At 53.2% G+C, this 15,804-nt stretch carries 19 protein-coding genes and 1 tRNA gene; 15 read left to right on the top strand and 5 right to left on the bottom strand.

Annotated elements, in window-relative coordinates:
* The first annotated feature begins 144 nt into the window (after positions 1 to 144).
* The 15 genes from napF (at position 145) to FDW97_RS07710 (ending at position 12,329) form a co-directional block, all read left to right on the top strand.
* Positions 145 to 636 (top strand): ferredoxin-type protein NapF, encoded by a 492-nt coding sequence (gene napF / locus FDW97_RS07780; protein WP_038642195.1) that lies wholly within the window; start codon positions 145 to 147, stop codon positions 634 to 636.
* On the top strand, positions 626 to 889 hold the full coding sequence (napD, locus tag FDW97_RS07775; protein WP_137350858.1) for a chaperone NapD: 264 nt from the start codon (positions 626 to 628) through the stop codon (positions 887 to 889). Before napF ends, napD begins: the two co-directional genes overlap by 11 nt.
* Positions 886 to 3,372, top strand: coding sequence for a nitrate reductase catalytic subunit NapA (napA, locus tag FDW97_RS07770; protein ID WP_038642191.1), 2,487 nt, complete (start codon positions 886 to 888; stop codon positions 3,370 to 3,372). Before napD ends, napA begins: the two co-directional genes overlap by 4 nt.
* A 6-nt stretch (positions 3,373 to 3,378) precedes the next feature.
* Positions 3,379 to 4,074, top strand: a complete 696-nt coding sequence (napG, locus tag FDW97_RS07765; protein WP_038642189.1) for a ferredoxin-type protein NapG — start codon at positions 3,379 to 3,381, stop codon at positions 4,072 to 4,074.
* Positions 4,061 to 4,924, top strand: a complete 864-nt coding sequence (napH, locus tag FDW97_RS07760) for a quinol dehydrogenase ferredoxin subunit NapH (protein ID WP_137350857.1) — start codon at positions 4,061 to 4,063, stop codon at positions 4,922 to 4,924. The genes napG and napH overlap by 14 nt, the downstream gene beginning before the upstream one ends.
* Positions 4,921 to 5,370 (top strand): nitrate reductase cytochrome c-type subunit, encoded by a 450-nt coding sequence (gene napB, locus FDW97_RS07755; RefSeq protein WP_038642185.1) that lies wholly within the window; start codon positions 4,921 to 4,923, stop codon positions 5,368 to 5,370. The genes napH and napB overlap by 4 nt, the downstream gene beginning before the upstream one ends.
* 9 nt (positions 5,371 to 5,379) lie before the next feature.
* Positions 5,380 to 5,982, top strand: coding sequence for a cytochrome c-type protein NapC (napC, locus tag FDW97_RS07750; RefSeq protein WP_003027548.1), 603 nt, complete (start codon positions 5,380 to 5,382; stop codon positions 5,980 to 5,982).
* 20 nt (positions 5,983 to 6,002) lie between these two features.
* Complete coding sequence (ccmA, locus tag FDW97_RS07745; protein WP_038642182.1) at positions 6,003 to 6,623, top strand: cytochrome c biogenesis heme-transporting ATPase CcmA; 621 nt, start codon at positions 6,003 to 6,005, stop codon at positions 6,621 to 6,623.
* On the top strand, positions 6,620 to 7,279 hold the full coding sequence (ccmB, locus tag FDW97_RS07740) for a heme exporter protein CcmB (RefSeq protein ID WP_038642180.1): 660 nt from the start codon (positions 6,620 to 6,622) through the stop codon (positions 7,277 to 7,279). Before ccmA ends, ccmB begins: the two co-directional genes overlap by 4 nt.
* A gap of 75 nt (positions 7,280 to 7,354) precedes the next feature.
* Positions 7,355 to 8,092: a heme ABC transporter permease gene (locus tag FDW97_RS07735; protein WP_006683732.1), complete on the top strand. Its 738-nt coding sequence runs from the start codon at positions 7,355 to 7,357 to the stop codon at positions 8,090 to 8,092.
* Complete coding sequence (ccmD, locus tag FDW97_RS07730; protein ID WP_085047853.1) at positions 8,089 to 8,301, top strand: heme exporter protein CcmD; 213 nt, start codon at positions 8,089 to 8,091, stop codon at positions 8,299 to 8,301. The genes FDW97_RS07735 and ccmD overlap by 4 nt, the downstream gene beginning before the upstream one ends.
* Positions 8,298 to 8,777 (top strand): cytochrome c maturation protein CcmE, encoded by a 480-nt coding sequence (gene ccmE / locus FDW97_RS07725; RefSeq protein ID WP_038642175.1) that lies wholly within the window; start codon positions 8,298 to 8,300, stop codon positions 8,775 to 8,777. Before ccmD ends, ccmE begins: the two co-directional genes overlap by 4 nt.
* A complete protein-coding gene (locus tag FDW97_RS07720) occupies positions 8,774 to 10,729 on the top strand; it encodes a heme lyase CcmF/NrfE family subunit (protein ID WP_137350856.1) in 1,956 nt (651 codons plus the stop codon). The genes ccmE and FDW97_RS07720 overlap by 4 nt, the downstream gene beginning before the upstream one ends.
* Positions 10,726 to 11,283, top strand: coding sequence for a thiol:disulfide interchange protein DsbE (gene dsbE / locus FDW97_RS07715; RefSeq protein ID WP_003834613.1), 558 nt, complete (start codon positions 10,726 to 10,728; stop codon positions 11,281 to 11,283). The genes FDW97_RS07720 and dsbE overlap by 4 nt, the downstream gene beginning before the upstream one ends.
* On the top strand, positions 11,280 to 12,329 hold the full coding sequence (locus FDW97_RS07710) for a cytochrome c-type biogenesis protein CcmH (protein ID WP_137350855.1): 1,050 nt from the start codon (positions 11,280 to 11,282) through the stop codon (positions 12,327 to 12,329). Before dsbE ends, FDW97_RS07710 begins: the two co-directional genes overlap by 4 nt.
* Positions 12,330 to 12,430: 101 nt before the next feature.
* On the opposite strand, the gene narP is transcribed toward FDW97_RS07710, so the two are convergent.
* The 5 genes from narP to FDW97_RS07685 form a co-directional block, all read right to left on the bottom strand.
* Entirely contained in the window at positions 12,431 to 13,078 is a 648-nt protein-coding gene (gene narP, locus FDW97_RS07705; protein WP_016153764.1) for a nitrate/nitrite response regulator protein NarP, read from the bottom strand.
* 494 nt (positions 13,079 to 13,572) lie between these two features.
* Positions 13,573 to 14,070: a type VI secretion system tube protein Hcp gene (locus FDW97_RS07700; protein WP_121529294.1), complete on the bottom strand. Its 498-nt coding sequence runs from the start codon at positions 14,068 to 14,070 to the stop codon at positions 13,573 to 13,575.
* A 2-nt stretch (positions 14,071 to 14,072) separates the two neighbouring features.
* Positions 14,073 to 14,417, bottom strand: coding sequence for a putative T6SS immunity periplasmic lipoprotein (locus tag FDW97_RS23790; protein ID WP_137350854.1), 345 nt, complete (start codon positions 14,415 to 14,417; stop codon positions 14,073 to 14,075).
* Positions 14,414 to 14,974: a type IV secretion protein Rhs gene (locus FDW97_RS07690; protein WP_137350853.1), complete on the bottom strand. Its 561-nt coding sequence runs from the start codon at positions 14,972 to 14,974 to the stop codon at positions 14,414 to 14,416. Before FDW97_RS07690 ends, FDW97_RS23790 begins: the two co-directional genes overlap by 4 nt.
* Positions 14,975 to 15,705: 731 nt before the next feature.
* A tRNA-Pro gene (locus tag FDW97_RS07685) sits at positions 15,706 to 15,782 on the bottom strand.
* Positions 15,783 to 15,804: the final 22 nt, after the last annotated feature.

Raw genomic sequence — 15,804 nt, 5'->3', positions numbered from 1 at the left:
GCAACAGCATTTACCCCGATCGGGGTATGCTCCTCTTACACATCCTGAAATATCTTACGACTAAAAATAACTACTCATAAATAGTGCAGTTTTTTATGTCGTTCAACCCGCCGGGGGAGAGCGTCATTATGGAAGGACAATGTCATGGTTGATTTATCCCGTCGAGGCATGTTGACAGGCAGTTGGCGTAACGCCAACGCAGGGATCCGTCCGCCGTGGAGCAAGGAAGACTCTCACTTTCTGGCCCATTGCCTTCGTTGTGACGCCTGCATCCAGGCGTGTGAAACCGACATCCTGCAGCGAGGCCAGGGTGGTTATCCGAGCGTAAATTTCAAACACGGCGAGTGCAGCTTTTGTTATGCCTGCGCAGAGGCCTGTCCAGAATCACTTTTTCTTCCGCGCCACACCAGGGCATGGGATCTGAATTTTACGATCGGGGAAAACTGTCTCGCACACCAGTCAGTTGAGTGTCATCGCTGTCAGGATAGCTGTGAACCCATGGCCATAACCTTTCGCCCCACGCTGTCCGGTATTTATCAGCCACAGCTCGACAATCAGGCCTGTAACGGATGCGGCGCGTGTGTCGCGATTTGCCCGGTATCAGCCATTAATGCGGAGTACAACCATGGACAGTAACTGGCAGGTCTGCAGCCTGGTCGTTCAGGCCAAAAGTCAGCATATCAATGATATCGCCACGCAGTTGCGTTTGTTTCCGGGTTGCGAAGTTGCACTTAGCGATGTGGAAAGCGGCCAGCTCATTGTGGTGGTGGAAGCAGAGCAAAGTGAAACGTTAATGAAAACTATTGAGTCAGTGCGCAACGTTGCGGGCGTGCTGGCGGTGTCGCTGGTTTATCACCAGCAGGATGAGCAAGGTGAGGAAACACCATGAAACTCAGTCGTCGTAGCTTTATGAAAGCTAACGCCGTTGCGGCCGCTGCGGCGGCTGCCGGGTTAAGCGTGCCGGGCGTAGCCCGCGCGGTAGTCGGTCAGCAAGAAGCCATCAAATGGGACAAAGCCCCGTGCCGTTTCTGCGGGACAGGCTGTGGCGTATTGGTCGGGACGCAGCAAGGGCGTGTAGTGGCATGCCAGGGCGATCCGGATGCGCCGGTTAACCGTGGGCTTAACTGCATCAAAGGTTACTTCCTGCCGAAAATCATGTACGGAAAAGACCGTTTAACACAGCCGATGCTGCGCATGAAGGACGGAAAGTATCACAAAGAGGGTGAATTCACGCCGATTAGCTGGGAGCAGGCCTTTGACGTGATGGAAGAGAAATTCAAAACGTCCATGAAAGAAAAAGGCCCAGAGTCTATCGGCATGTTCGGCTCGGGTCAGTGGACGATTTGGGAAGGTTACGCCGCCGCCAAATTGTTTAAAGCCGGCTTCCGTTCTAATAACATCGACCCGAACGCGCGTCACTGCATGGCGTCAGCGGTGGTTGGTTTTATGCGTACCTTTGGTATGGATGAGCCGATGGGCTGTTATGACGATATTGAGCATGCCGATGCTTTCGTTTTGTGGGGCGCGAATATGGCGGAGATGCACCCGATTCTGTGGTCGCGCATCACCAACCGTCGTCTGTCCGATCCGAATGTTACCGTCGCGGTGCTCTCCACCTTCCAGCATCGTAGTTTTGAGCTGGCGGATAACGGTATGGTCTTCACGCCGCAAACCGATCTGGTGATCCTCAACTACATCGCAAACTACATCATTCAAAACAATGCGATCAACCAGGATTTCTTTAGCAAGCACGTTAACCTGCGTAAAGGGGTGACGGACATCGGCTACGGCCTGCGTCCAACCCATCCGCTGGAAAAAGCGGCGAAGAATCCAGGTTCCGATGCCTCTGAACCGATGAGCTTTGAGGATTACAAAGCCTTCGTTGCTGAGTACACGCTGGATAAAACCGCCGAAATGACCGGCGTACCGAAAGATCAACTGGAACAGTTGGCGCAGTTGTATGCCGATCCGAAGAAAAAAGTCATCTCCTACTGGACGATGGGCTTTAACCAGCATACCCGCGGCGTGTGGGCCAACAACCTGGTCTATAACCTGCACCTGCTGACCGGTAAAATTTCTCAGCCAGGCTGTGGTCCGTTCTCATTGACCGGTCAGCCTTCCGCCTGCGGTACCGCGCGTGAAGTTGGGACGTTCTCCCATCGTCTGCCTGCGGACATGGTGGTCACCAACGAAAAACACCGCGATATCTGTGAGAAGCACTGGAATATCCCATCAGGGACCATTCCGGCAAAGGTCGGGCTGCATGCCGTGGCGCAAGACCGTGCGCTGAAAGATGGCAAACTCAATGTCTACTGGACGATGTGCACCAACAACATGCAGGCCGGTCCGAACATCAACGAAGAGCGTATGCCGGGCTGGCGCGATCCGCGCAACTTCATCATCGTCTCCGATCCGTACCCGACGGTCAGCGCCCTGTCAGCCGATCTGATCCTACCGACCGCAATGTGGGTAGAGAAAGAAGGGGCTTACGGTAACGCGGAACGACGCACTCAGTTCTGGCGTCAGCAGATTAAAGCGCCGGGTGAATCGAAATCGGATCTGTGGCAACTGGTGCAGTTTTCCCGTCGCTTCAAAACAGAAGAGGTATGGCCGGAAGAACTACTGGCGCAGAAACCGGAGCTGCGCGGCAAAACGCTGTATGACGTGCTGTTCGCCACGCCAGCCGTGACCAAATTCCCGGTAGCTGAACTGGCTGAAGATCAGCTCAACGATGAATCCCGCGAGCTGGGCTTCTATCTGCAAAAAGGGCTGTTCGAAGAGTACGCCTGGTTTGGCCGTGGCCACGGGCACGATCTCGCACCATTCGACGATTACCACAAAGCGCGCGGTTTACGCTGGCCGGTCGTTGAGGGCAAAGAGACCCAGTGGCGCTACAGCGAAGGCAACGACCCGTACGTGAAAGCGGGGGAAAGCTACAAGTTCTACGGTAAGCCGGACGGCAAAGCGGTCATCTTCGCGCTGCCATTTGAACCTGCCGCTGAAGCGCCGGATAAAGAGTATGACCTGTGGCTTTCCACTGGACGTGTGCTGGAGCACTGGCATACCGGCAGCATGACGCGTCGTGTGCCTGAACTGCACCGCGCCTTCCCGGAAGCTGTGCTGTTTATCCACCCGCTGGATGCAAAAGCGCGCGATCTGCGCCGTGGCGATAAAGTCAAAGTGGTTTCCCGCCGTGGCGAAGTTATCTCGATTGTTGAAACGCGCGGGCGTAACCGTCCGCCGCAGGGGCTGGTATACATGCCGTTCTTCGATGCCGCACAGCTGGTGAACAATCTGACGCTGGATGCGACGGATCCGCTCTCCAAAGAGACGGATTTCAAGAAGTGCGCCGTGAAACTGGCGAAGGTGTAACGCGTTATGTCCCGGTCAGCAAAACCCCAAAATGGCCGCCGCCGTTTTCTGCGCGACATGGTTCGCGCGGCGGGCGGGCTGGCCGTCGTTGGCGTGGCGCTGGGGTTACAACAGCAAACCGCACGTGCAACCGGCGTGCGGTTACGCCCGCCAGGCGCACTGAGCGAGGAGGCATTCGCCAGCGCCTGTGTGCGCTGCGGTCAGTGCGTTCAGGCATGCCCGTATGACACGCTGAAACTGGCGACGCTGGCCTCCGGGCTGGCAGCAGGTACGCCCTATTTTGTCGCCCGCGATATTCCTTGCGAAATGTGTGAGGACATTCCGTGCGCCAAAGTCTGCCCCAGCGGCGCGTTGGACAAGGAAATTGAATCCATTGACGATTCGCGTATGGGGCTGGCGGTACTGCTGGATCACGAAAACTGCCTCAACTATCAAGGGCTACGCTGCGATGTTTGCTATCGCGAGTGCCCGAAAATCGATGAGGCTATCACCCTTGAGCTGGACCGCAATATGCGTACCGGCAAGCATGCGCGGTTTATTCCAACCGTCCATAGCGATGCCTGTACCGGCTGCGGGAAATGCGAAAAAGTCTGCGTACTGGAGCAGCCGGCAATAAAAGTGCTGCCGCTGTCGCTGGCGAAAGGGGAGTTAGGACACCATTACCGCTTCGGCTGGCTGGAGGGGAACAATGGCAAATCGTAAACGTGACGCCGGGCGTGAAGCGCAGGCAAAAAAAGGGTGGTGGAAGAGTCATCGCTGGCTGCTGCTGCGTCGTCTGAGTCAGTTTCTGATACTGGCGATGTTCCTGAGCGGCCCGTGGTTTGGCGTATGGATCCTGCATGGCAATTACAGTGGCAGCCTGCTGTTGGATACTGTCCCATTCACCGATCCGCTAATTACGTTGCAAAGCCTGGCCAGCGGACACCTGCCGGCAACGGTTGCGTTAACGGGGGCGGTCGTCATCACGGTGCTGTATGCCCTTGCGGGTAAGCGTCTGTTTTGCAGCTGGGTTTGTCCGATGAACCCGGTCACCGATTTAGCCAGTTGGTTACGCAGAAGGTTTGACCTGAATCAGTCCGCGACCCTACCGCGCTATATACGGTATGTCCTGCTGGTGGTTATCCTGGTCGGTTCCGCCTTGACCGGTACGCTGCTGTGGGAATGGATAAATCCTGTCTCTCTGCTCGGACGGAGTCTGATAATGGGATTTGGCAATGGAGCGCTGCTGATTCTGGCGCTGTTTTTATTTGATCTACTGGTCGTTGAGCATGGCTGGTGCGGGCATCTCTGCCCACTGGGCGCACTGTATAGCGTAGTGGGAAGTAAAGGCGCATTAACCGTTTCGGCAAAAGAACGTAACAGATGTAACCGCTGTATGGATTGTTTTCATGTTTGCCCGGAACCGCATGTGCTACGTGCGCCGGTGCTGGATGAGCAAAGCCCGGTGCAGGTAACCAGTCGCGATTGCATGGCCTGCGGTCGCTGCGTGGATGTCTGTTCTGAGGATGTTTTTACAATAACAACACGATGGAGTTCGGGAGCGAAATCATGAAAAGCCATGACCTGATTAAAAAGCTGAGTCAATGGACGGCCCTGCTTGCCCTGGTCGTCAGTGGGGCCGTTTGGGCTGCAAACGGAGTGGACCTAAGCCAGTCACCGGAAGTCTCAGGGACGCAGGAAGGGGCGATTCGCATGCCGAAAGAGCAGGAGCGTATGCCGCTGAACTATGTGAATCAACCGCCAATGGTTCCGCACAGCGTTGAAGGGTATCAGGTGACGACCAATACTAACCGCTGCCTGCAGTGCCACGGTGTGGAAAGCTATCGCACCACCGGCGCGCCGCGCATCAGTCCGACGCACTTTATGGACAGCGACGGCAAGGTATTGGCTGAAGTCGCGCCGCGTCGTTATTTCTGTCTGCAATGTCACGTCCCGCAGGCTGACGCTGCGCCGATTGTTGAAAATACCTTCACCCCCTCGAAAGGTTACGGGAAATAAGAGGTCATTATGGAAAATTCTAACCGTAAACCAGGCTGGATTAAGCGCGTCTGGCAATGGTGGCGTCGCCCCAGCCGTCTGGCGCTCGGCACGCTGTTGTTAATCGGCTTTGTGGGCGGCATTATTTTCTGGGGCGGCTTTAATACCGGTATGGAAAAGGCCAATACGGAAGAGTTCTGCATTAGCTGTCACGAAATGCGCAATACGGTGTACCAGGAATATATGGAAACCGTACACTACAACAACCGCAGCGGTGTGCGTGCGACTTGTCCTGATTGCCACGTCCCACATGAGTGGGGCCCGAAAATGATCCGTAAGATCAAGGCCAGTAAAGAGCTGTACGCGAAGGCGCTGGGGTTAATAGATACACCGCAGAAATTTGAAGATCATCGTCTGACGATGGCGCAAAATGAGTGGCGGCGTATGAAAGATAATAATTCGCAAGAGTGTCGCAACTGTCACAACTTCGAGTTTATGGATTTAACCGCCCAGAAAGGCGTTGCGGCCAAAATGCATGACCAGGCCGTGAAAGACGGGCAAACCTGTATTGACTGTCATAAAGGGATAGCGCACAAACTGCCTGATATGCGCGAAGTCAAACCGGGCTTTTAACAGGATGTAGATAACCAGGTATGCTTGAAGCCAGAGAATTACTTTGCGAGCGGGATGACAGAATACTGTTCAGCGATCTGTCATTTCGCGTCAACGCAGGGGAATGGGTACAAATTACCGGCAGCAACGGCGCGGGGAAAACCACTTTGCTGCGGTTGCTTACCGGGCTGGCGCGTCCCGACGCAGGGGAGGTTTGCTGGCAAGAGCAACCCCTGCATCACGTGCGGGACAGCTACCATCAGCAATTGCTGTGGATCGGACATCAGCCGGGGATAAAAACCCGGCTTTCGGCGTTGGAGAACCTGCGTTTTTTCCATCACGATGGCGACATCGCACAGTGTCTGGACGCGCTGGCGCAGGCGGGACTTGCCGGATACGAAGATATTCCGGTGAATCAGCTTTCCGCCGGACAACAGCGGCGCGTGGCGCTGGCCCGTTTGTGGCTGACCCGCGCCCGGCTGTGGATCCTCGATGAACCCTTTACCGCCATTGATGTAAACGGCGTTGAGCGACTGACTCAGCGTATGGCACAGCATACGGAACAGGGCGGTATTGTCATTCTCACTACCCACCAGCCGCTTAATGTTGAGACCAATAAAGTGCGACGTATTGCGCTGACCAGCGAGAGGGCAACGCAATGATGTGGCGAATCTTCCGTTTAGAACTGCGAGTTGCGTTTCGTCATAGTGCGGAAATCGCCAATCCTTTATGGTTCTTTCTGATTGTTATCACGTTGTTTCCTCTGAGCATTGGGCCGGAGCCACAGCTGCTGGCGCGTATTGCGCCAGGCATTATCTGGGTTGCGGCGCTGCTGGCGTCATTGCTGGCGCTGGAGCGCTTGTTTCGTGATGACTTACAGGACGGCAGCCTTGAGCAGTTGATGCTGCTGTCGCTGCCGCTTCCGGCGGTCGTGCTGGCGAAAGTGATGGCGCACTGGGTCGTAACCGGTTTGCCGCTGTTAATCCTCTCTCCGCTGGTGGCATTACTGCTGGGCATGGATATGTACGGCTGGAAAATTATGGCGCTGACTTTGCTGCTCGGCACGCCGACGCTGGGTTTTCTCGGCGCGCCTGGCGTAGGTCTGACGGTGGGTTTAAAGCGCGGCGGCGTGCTGTTAAGCGTGCTGGTTCTCCCGCTTACTATTCCACTACTGATTTTTGCGACCGCGGCGATGGATGCGGCCTCCATGCACTTGCCTGTTGAAGGATACATGGCGATTCTGGGGGCGTTGTTGGTAGGCAGCGCCACGTTAAGCCCGTTTGCCACGGCTGCGGCGTTACGGATCAGCGTGCAGTAATGCGACAGGATTTGCAGGCCGGGCAAGGCGCTCCGGCAAAACGGATATTAATTAATGGAGTCTGGTGACTGAACTATGTGGAAAACACTTCATCAATTGGCGATGCCCCCTCGGCTCTATCAGATCTGCGGCTGGTTTATTCCGTGGCTGGCGATTGCCAGCGCGGTGGTATTAATAACCGGATGGGTGTGGGGCTTTGGCTTCGCGCCGGCTGATTATCAGCAGGGACAGAGCTATCGCATCATTTATCTGCACGTTCCGGCGGCAATCTGGTCGATGGGAATTTATGCCTCGATGGCTGTTGCGGCGTTTATCGGCCTGGTCTGGCAGATGAAAATGGCCAATCTGGCGCTGGCTGCGATGGCGCCCATTGGCGCTGTGTTTACCTTTATTGCGCTGGTGACGGGGTCCGCATGGGGCAAACCGATGTGGGGAACCTGGTGGGTCTGGGATGCCCGACTCACCTCTGAACTGGTGTTGCTGTTTCTCTACGTTGGCGCCATTGCATTGTGGCATGCGTTTGACGACCGCCGCCTGGCAGGGCGTGCCGCCGGTATTCTGGTGTTGATTGGTGTGGTCAACTTACCGATTATTCACTACTCGGTCGAGTGGTGGAACACGCTGCATCAGGGGTCAACCCGTATGCAGCAAAGCATCGATCCGGCAATGCGCGCACCGCTGCGTCTGGCGATTGTCGGTTACCTGTTGCTGTTTGTCACGCTGGCGCTAATGCGCATGCGTAACCTGATTTTGATGATGGAAAAACGCCGCCCGTGGGTGAGCGAACTGATCTTAAAAAGAGGCCGCCAATGACCCCTGCATTTGCATCATGGAGTGATTTTTTCGCGATGGGCGGTTACGCCTTGTATGTCTGGCTGGCTGTTGCCATGAGCGTTATTCCGCTGCTGGTGCTGGTGCTGCATTCAACATTACAGCATCGCGCAATCTTACGCGGCGTGGCCCAGCAGCGGGCGAGGGAAGCGCGCATGCGCGCAGCGCAAGTACAACGGGAGGCGGCGTGAATATTCGACGTAAAAATCGGCTATGGATAGCCTGCGCGGTACTGGCAGGTCTGGCGTTGACCATTTCGCTGGTGCTCTACGCGCTGCGTTCCAATATCGATCTGTTCTACACCCCGGGAGAGATACTCTACGGTAAGCGCGAGACACAGCAGATGCCTGAAGTCGGTCAGCGTCTGCGTGTGGGTGGGATGGTGATGCCAGGCAGCGTGAAGCGCGACCCGCAATCGCTTAAAGTAACTTTCAGCATCTATGACGCCGAAGGTGTGGTGGATGTGACCTATGAAGGCATTTTGCCGGACCTGTTCCGCGAAGGGCAGGGGGTTGTTGTTCAGGGCGAGCTGGACAAGGGAAATCATGTGCAGGCTAAAGAGGTTCTGGCCAAACATGATGAAAATTACACCCCGCCGGAAGTCGAAAAAGCGATGCAGGAAAACCACCGTCGCCCGGAAAGTGTTTATAAGGATAAAACGTCATGATGCCGGAAATTGGCAATGCGCTGTTGTGCCTTGCGCTTGGCGTTGCACTACTGCTGTCGGTCTATCCGTTGTGGGGCGTGGCGCGCGGCGACGTGCGGATGATGGCCTCAGCACGGCCCTTTGCCTGGGTCTTGTTTATCTGCGTGATGGGGGCGTTCCTGATTCTGGTTAATGCCTTCGTGGTTAATGACTTTACCGTGACCTACGTCGCCAGTAACTCCAATACCCAGCTTCCTGTCTGGTACCGGGTGGCAGCGACATGGGGCGCGCATGAAGGTTCGCTGCTGCTGTGGGTGCTACTGATGAGCGGCTGGACGTTCGCCGTCGCGGCGTTCAGCCAGCGCATGCCGCTGGACATTGTCGCCCGCGTGTTGGCGGTGATGGGGATGGTCAGCGTCGGCTTCCTGCTGTTTATCCTGTTTACCTCTAATCCGTTTGCCCGCACGTTGCCCAATTTCCCTGTTGAAGGGCGAGATCTGAATCCGCTGTTGCAGGATCCGGGACTGATTTTCCATCCGCCGTTGCTGTACATGGGGTATGTCGGTTTCTCGGTAGCTTTCGCGTTTGCGATCGCCGCGTTGATGAGCGGGCGTCTGGACAGCACCTTCGCTCGCTTTTCGCGTCCATGGACGCTGGCGGCGTGGGTGTTTCTGACGCTGGGGATTGTACTCGGTTCGGCCTGGGCCTATTACGAGCTGGGCTGGGGCGGCTGGTGGTTCTGGGATCCGGTTGAGAACGCCTCCTTTATGCCATGGCTGGTGGGCACAGCCCTGATGCACTCGCTGTCGGTAACCGAACAGCGCGCCAGCTTCAAAGCCTGGACCTTGCTGCTGTCAATCAGCGCCTTCTCGCTGTGCCTGTTGGGGACTTTCCTGGTACGCTCCGGCGTACTGGTTTCGGTGCATGCTTTCGCCTCAGACCCGTCGCGAGGGATGTTTATACTGGCCTTCATGGTGCTGGTGATTGGCGGTTCCCTGCTGCTGTTTGCAGTGCGTGGGCATAAGGTTCGCTCGCGGGTAAACAACGCGCTGTGGTCGCGTGAATCGCTGCTGTTGGGCAACAACGTCCTGCTGATCGCCGCTATGCTGGTGGTGTTATTGGGTACACTGCTGCCGCTGGTGCACAAACAGCTTGGGCTGGGCAGCATTTCGATTGGCGAGCCGTTCTTCAATACCATGTTTACCTGGCTGATGGCGCCGTTTGCGCTGCTGCTGGGCATTGGGCCATTAGTGCGCTGGGGCCGTGACCAACCGCGTAAACTGAAAACGTTACTGATTATCGCGTTTGTCACCACGCTTATTCTGTCGCTGCTGCTGCCGTGGCTGTTTGAGGATCGTATTGCCGCCATGACGGTGGTGGGGCTGGCGATGGCGTGCTGGATTTTTGTGCTGGCCATGTCCGAAGCGTACCTGCGCATTTCTCGTGGAACGAAGCTGACGCCCAGCTACTGGGGGATGGTATCGGCTCACGTTGGGCTGGCGATTACCATTGTTGGTATTGCCTTTAGCCAGAATTACAGCGTGGAACGCGATGTCCGTATGAAAGCGGGTGATAGCGTCAGCATCCATGACTATCAGTTTACTTTCCGTGAAGTGAAAGATATTACCGGACCAAACTACCGGGGCGGGGTCGCTATTATTGGCGTCACGCGTGATGGTAAACCGGCAGCCACGCTGCATGCGGAAAAACGTTTCTATAACAGTACCAGTTCGATGATGACCGAAGCGGCGATTGACGGCGGGTTCACGCGCGATCTGTATGCTGCGCTGGGTGAAGAGCTGGATAACGGCGCATGGGCTGTACGTTTGTATTACAAACCGTTTATTCGCTGGATTTGGGCCGGAGGATTGCTAATGGCGCTGGGCGGGGTGTTCTGCCTGTTTGATCCACGCTATCGCCAGCGCACGCGCCCTCGCGCCGCGGTGCAAAAAAAAGCGTCGGAGGCTGTATGAAGCGCAACGCACTGTTAATTCCGTTTATTATTTTTCTCATTATTGCGGCGGCGCTGCTGTGGCAGTTAGCGCGTAACGCGCAGGGAGACGACCCTACTAATCTGGAGTCGGCGTTGATCGGCAAACCTGTTCCGACGTTCCGCCTGGAATCGCTGGAAAACCCGGGTCAGCATTATCAGGCCGATGTGCTGACGCAGGGCAAGCCGGTGTTGCTGAACGTCTGGGCGACCTGGTGTCCGACCTGTCGCGCCGAGCATCAGTATCTGAATCAGCTGTCTGCGCAAGGCGTGCGGGTAGTGGGCCTGAACTATAAAGACGATCGTCAGAAAGCCATTGTCTGGCTGAAAGAGCTGGGCAATCCTTACTCATTAAGTCTGTTTGACGGCGACGGTATGCTAGGCCTCGATCTTGGCGTGTACGGCGCGCCGGAGACATTCCTGATCGACGGGAAAGGTATTATTCGCTATCGCCATGCCGGTGATCTTAACGCCCGGGTGTGGGAAAGCGAGATCAAACCGTTGTGGGACAAGTACAGTAAGGAGGCTGCGCAATGAGATTTTTATTGGGCCTGCTGATGCTGGTTATCTCGGGATCCGCGCTGGCGACTATCGACGTAATGCAGTTTAAGGATGAAGCGCAGGAGCAGCAGTTCCGCCAGCTTACCGAGCAACTGCGTTGTCCTAAGTGTCAGAACAACAGCATTGCCGACTCTAACTCAATGATTGCCACCGACCTGCGGCAGAAAGTGTACGAACTGATGCAGGAAGGCAAAAGTCAGAAAGAAATTGTTGACTACATGGTGGCGCGCTACGGTAACTTCGTCACTTACGATCCGCCGTTAACTCCGCTGACCGTGCTGCTGTGGGTGATGCCGGTGGTAGCGATTGGTCTCGGGGGCTGGATTATTTTCGCCCGTACTCGCCGACGCGTGCGGGTGAAACAAGAAGAGTTTCCTGACGACATCATCCCGGATGGCAAGCGCGGTGGATTCGGACTCTTTGTGCCCGGCATCGTGGTGGCGCTGGTGGTCGGCGCGGTGAGCTATTATCAAACCGGGAACTATAAACAGGTGCAGGTCTGGCAGCAGGCCACCGCTCAGGCCCCAGCGCTGCTGGAGCGGGCATTGGATCCAAAAGCCGACCCGTTGAATGAAGAAGACATGACGCGTCTGGCACTGGGGCTGCGCACTCGCTTACAGGCCGAGCCCGCAAACGTTGAAGGCTGGATTATGCTTGGACGCATTGGCATGGTGCTCGGCAACGCCAGCACGGCTACTGAAGCCTATGCCAATGCTTATCGGCTGGATCCGAAAAACAGCGATGCGGCGCTGGGCTATGCGGAAGCGCTGACCCGTTCATCCGACCCTAATGATAACCGTCGGGGCGGGGAGCTGTTACGTCAACTAATACGCGGCGAACATGCCAACGTGCGCGTATTGAGCATGTACGCGTTTAACGCTTTCGAACAGCAGCGCTTCGGCGAAGCGGTTGCGGCGTGGGAGATGATGCTGAAATTATTACCCGCCAACGATACCCGTCGGGCGGTAATCGAGCGCAGTATTAAACAGGCGATGGAGCAGCTAACGCCGCAGGAGAAGTAAGAGTGGAAGATGCCGGATGGCGACGCAACGCGTCTTATCCGGCCTGGCGATGCACGTGACGTGTAGGCCCGATAAGCGTAGCGCTATCGGGCAATATCTGGTTATTGCATACCGCGCGTTTGCAAAAACAGAATAGTGGCAGCAACGCGAGAGCGCACGTTGAGTTTGCGCAGCAGGTTGCGAATATGCACCTTCACCGTCTGTTCGGAAATATTCAGCACTGAAGCAATCTGTTTATTCGACAGCCCTTGAGCCAGTTCGTGTAATACATCCAGCTCGCGTTCGGTGAGAATGCTGAACGGATCTTCTTGTGCGCCGAACAGGTCGCGTTCGCGCAGATATTCACTGACGCGTGTACTGAACGCTTTACCGCCTTTGGCTCCGCTGCGAATGGCTTCCAGCAGGACTTCAGGATCGCTGTCTTTGAGCAAATAACCATCCGCACCCGCGTCAATTAGGGCGTATACATCGCTGGCGGCATCCGAAACGGTCAGAATGATAATTTGTGCGGTCACACCGTCCCGACGCAGCGCATTCAGGGTATCCAGCCCACTCATACCTTTCATATTGAGATCCAACAGGATCACGTCAAGGTCCAGACGGTTTGCCAGATCGATCGCACTTGCGCCGTCACCTGCTTCAGCTACTACGTTAAATGCGGGATCCAGTTGCAATAATTGACTAATTCCCCGCCGCATCAGTGGGTGGTCATCGACAATCAGCACCCGAAAAGGCGTTGCTTCAGGCATACTATTCTCCTGAGTTTTATTAGTATCATTATTGTTTTCAGCGCATCAATCGTCCAGATTCATCGCGCTGATGAGAGGATAAATTTTACCCCAATTTGTGCATGGGTAAGTAGTAAAACCTGTGCTGAAGAGAGGGAGAATACCTGGACAATGTGATGCTCAAGAACGGTAAGACGCCGTGAGGGTGCTGGGGGGCGGGGGAAAATGGGATCAGGCTATGGCATAACTTTTCAGTGTCTGTAATCGGGCCGATCCTGCATACGGTTACGGTTCTGTCAGTAATGTATAGTTACAGCGACTTACTGAGAACCAACGTTCACAAATGGTTATGGTGTAACAATCTGTAGCATTGAGGATCGACCCGTACGTCTTTACGCATCAGCCGTCGTTCTTCATCAGGAATGGGTACCCAGGTACAAAAACGTTACCCACGTTCTGATATTGTTGAGTTTAAAATTGATTGATGAAATAGAGGGCGCGTGATGCCCGTTTATTTATTGTTGCTGTTCTTTTTTTGCTGGTTTCATCCAGGCATCATTGTATTTAATATTCCCTCTAACATAATTCCATTCAATGTCACGGAATCTAAGACCTACTACCTCATGCATATTAGGAGATGAACTACCGGGATAGTAGACATGTGTAAAATCTACAGAGGATATAACGACATCTTCCAGAGTAATATTATAAATCTCTACTTCGATCCCTGCTTCTATAGTCTCATAATATTTAATGACTGCCTTTTGCAGTCTCTTCCCTTCACAAACAGCTACAGCCAGGTAAGGGCTGACTTTATCAAGTTGCTTATGCACAATTACGGGATTATGCTGCCTACAGCCTGTCATGCTGCCAGTGTTGCTATCAACAGGCTGTCTCACACCGTAACTACTATTCATGACTTCAATAGCACCTTCACGGCCTAAGGATAAACAATCTCCCGGAATCTGCATTCCGTTTTCATCATATAAAAATAAATAAGCTGGTAATGACATAATTAATACACCATATTTGTTAGCTGTCCATTATTATCAATAAAAAATTTATGTACATAGTCCTTGCCATTCAATCCATATGACACTGTATAGGAATAACCATAACTCCATTTAAAATGAATGCAATCACTCGGATATGAAAGTTGTAAGTCATATTCGGATTTTTCAATGTGATATCCCTTGCTCCGACTCGATTCGATTCGGTAGTAGTTCAATACATCTTTTTGATCAGTGCTAAAACAAAGATAATTGCCATTTATAAAAGTAACTCTTGGGTGTGGTGCAGGCATACCTCCGGGGCATCCAGATAGCATTAATACCAATGGCATTATTATTAATCTTTTCATCCAGGGAATCCTTTCATAACAGATTTATATATAGATAATATTGAATGAATAGAGTCATTAGAATTGAGGTTACGGTATTTAACCAGGGCGTAAGTATCTCTGTTAAGCCCAAATGCTTGTATCAACCAATAATCACTGGCTATTGATGCTTGCTGTTCTAATCCGTAATGAAGAAAGTCAGCCTTATCTAAACTGTAACTGTAATCAGCGAAACGAGAGAATAAACCTCTGGTTCTAACAAACATACCTTTCTGTGCTTGCCAGGCGTGAACCATCTCATGCATGAATCTGTGTTTTTTCTCTAGTATATCTAATGAAAAATCAGGTGAATACGTACCCTCTCTAAACCAAAGTTCACCGTTTGGTGTCATGGCAATATCTACGGGTTGTAAGTTGAAGGGGAGATAGCTTTCACGGTGTACCCACACCTTGCTATAGATAATGCTCTCACCAAACAGCGTCCTGGCTAGTGCAATCTCTCCTATTGTAAGTAGCCTGACCCCTCCGGGGGCTATAGGAGTTCCCGACGTGGGATTTATTGTTCCGTTTACGGACATAGTATATCCATATTATTTGTATTGTTTTATGCGCTAATGGTACTCCTACCCTAAAGCATTGGGAATGTTTCTTTCCGGGATAAATTCTGAATCCTTTAAAATTAAACTATTATAAATCATCTGTTTACTGAATAAATCAGCCTTGTCATTACAAAGTGAATGCAGGATATTATGATTGGGCTGGGGCCTGTGTGACTTTAAAACCTTCTTGGCTTCATTCTATTTGGGAAGCGTTCTGTACGCGGTGTATTTGGCTGGACAGAAAACGATAAGTGATGATAAATCAAAAATAGCAGCCTTTGCTATGTCGATGGTTGGCTACTTTAGCAACTTTGTAAATTTGACGTTGCTAATACGAAGTTGTCTGTGGTTGAAGACCATTGTGGGGAAATTATCTACGACATCAGAAATGGGTAAGCTATAGGTAGATGATGGCGATGTGGAAAGGGAAGCTCAACTGTTTCAGAAAAAGCAACAAAAGGATGAGTTCCTTAAATTCGTTTTCTCTGACAATAGCATTGCTTCAGGATATCTTTTGCACCGGGCAGACTATCAAAATTCCTTTTTCATAAATGAGGTTGATGACTTCCCGGTGATGTGTATAGCTGAAATTTTACCGCGAAGTCGACGCTTTGCGTCGGGGATTTTTCCCCGATTAATCCCCGTTACTTCCCCGTTCAGAAAACAGGTATAAAAAAACCAACCACAAGGGTTGGTTTTATTGGGATTTTTGGTCGGCACGAGAGGATTTGAACCTCCGACCCCCGACACCCCATGACGGTGCGCTACCAGGCTGCGCTACGTGCCGACGCTATGGCTGACAATACTAC

This window comes from Citrobacter sp. wls708 (assembly GCF_005281255.1).
GTDB lineage: Bacteria > Pseudomonadota > Gammaproteobacteria > Enterobacterales > Enterobacteriaceae > Citrobacter > Citrobacter werkmanii.
The sequence above is the reverse complement of the archived record's forward strand: the minus strand, read 5'-3'. Positions and strand labels throughout refer to the sequence as shown.

Excerpts from the sequence above, each read along its gene's own strand:
- napF (WP_038642195.1), top strand. The coding sequence starts at position 145 with ATGGTTGATTTATCCCGTCGAGGCATGTTGACAGGCAGTTGGCGTAAC.
- FDW97_RS07690 (WP_137350853.1), bottom strand. The coding sequence starts at position 14,974 with ATGTCCGTAAACGGAACAATAAATCCCACGTCGGGAACTCCTATAGCC.
- FDW97_RS07735 (WP_006683732.1), top strand. The coding sequence starts at position 7,355 with ATGTGGAAAACACTTCATCAATTGGCGATGCCCCCTCGGCTCTATCAG.
- napA (WP_038642191.1), top strand. The coding sequence starts at position 886 with ATGAAACTCAGTCGTCGTAGCTTTATGAAAGCTAACGCCGTTGCGGCC.
- narP (WP_016153764.1), bottom strand. The coding sequence starts at position 13,078 with ATGCCTGAAGCAACGCCTTTTCGGGTGCTGATTGTCGATGACCACCCA.
- ccmD (WP_085047853.1), top strand. The coding sequence starts at position 8,089 with ATGACCCCTGCATTTGCATCATGGAGTGATTTTTTCGCGATGGGCGGT.
- FDW97_RS07710 (WP_137350855.1), top strand. The coding sequence starts at position 11,280 with ATGAGATTTTTATTGGGCCTGCTGATGCTGGTTATCTCGGGATCCGCG.
- ccmB (WP_038642180.1), top strand. The coding sequence starts at position 6,620 with ATGATGTGGCGAATCTTCCGTTTAGAACTGCGAGTTGCGTTTCGTCAT.
- FDW97_RS23790 (WP_137350854.1), bottom strand. The coding sequence starts at position 14,417 with ATGAAAAGATTAATAATAATGCCATTGGTATTAATGCTATCTGGATGC.
- napC (WP_003027548.1), top strand. The coding sequence starts at position 5,380 with ATGGAAAATTCTAACCGTAAACCAGGCTGGATTAAGCGCGTCTGGCAA.
- napB (WP_038642185.1), top strand. The coding sequence starts at position 4,921 with ATGAAAAGCCATGACCTGATTAAAAAGCTGAGTCAATGGACGGCCCTG.
- napG (WP_038642189.1), top strand. The coding sequence starts at position 3,379 with ATGTCCCGGTCAGCAAAACCCCAAAATGGCCGCCGCCGTTTTCTGCGC.
- napD (WP_137350858.1), top strand. The coding sequence starts at position 626 with ATGGACAGTAACTGGCAGGTCTGCAGCCTGGTCGTTCAGGCCAAAAGT.
- dsbE (WP_003834613.1), top strand. The coding sequence starts at position 10,726 with ATGAAGCGCAACGCACTGTTAATTCCGTTTATTATTTTTCTCATTATT.
- FDW97_RS07700 (WP_121529294.1), bottom strand. The coding sequence starts at position 14,070 with ATGTCATTACCAGCTTATTTATTTTTATATGATGAAAACGGAATGCAG.
- FDW97_RS07720 (WP_137350856.1), top strand. The coding sequence starts at position 8,774 with ATGATGCCGGAAATTGGCAATGCGCTGTTGTGCCTTGCGCTTGGCGTT.
- napH (WP_137350857.1), top strand. The coding sequence starts at position 4,061 with ATGGCAAATCGTAAACGTGACGCCGGGCGTGAAGCGCAGGCAAAAAAA.
- ccmA (WP_038642182.1), top strand. The coding sequence starts at position 6,003 with ATGCTTGAAGCCAGAGAATTACTTTGCGAGCGGGATGACAGAATACTG.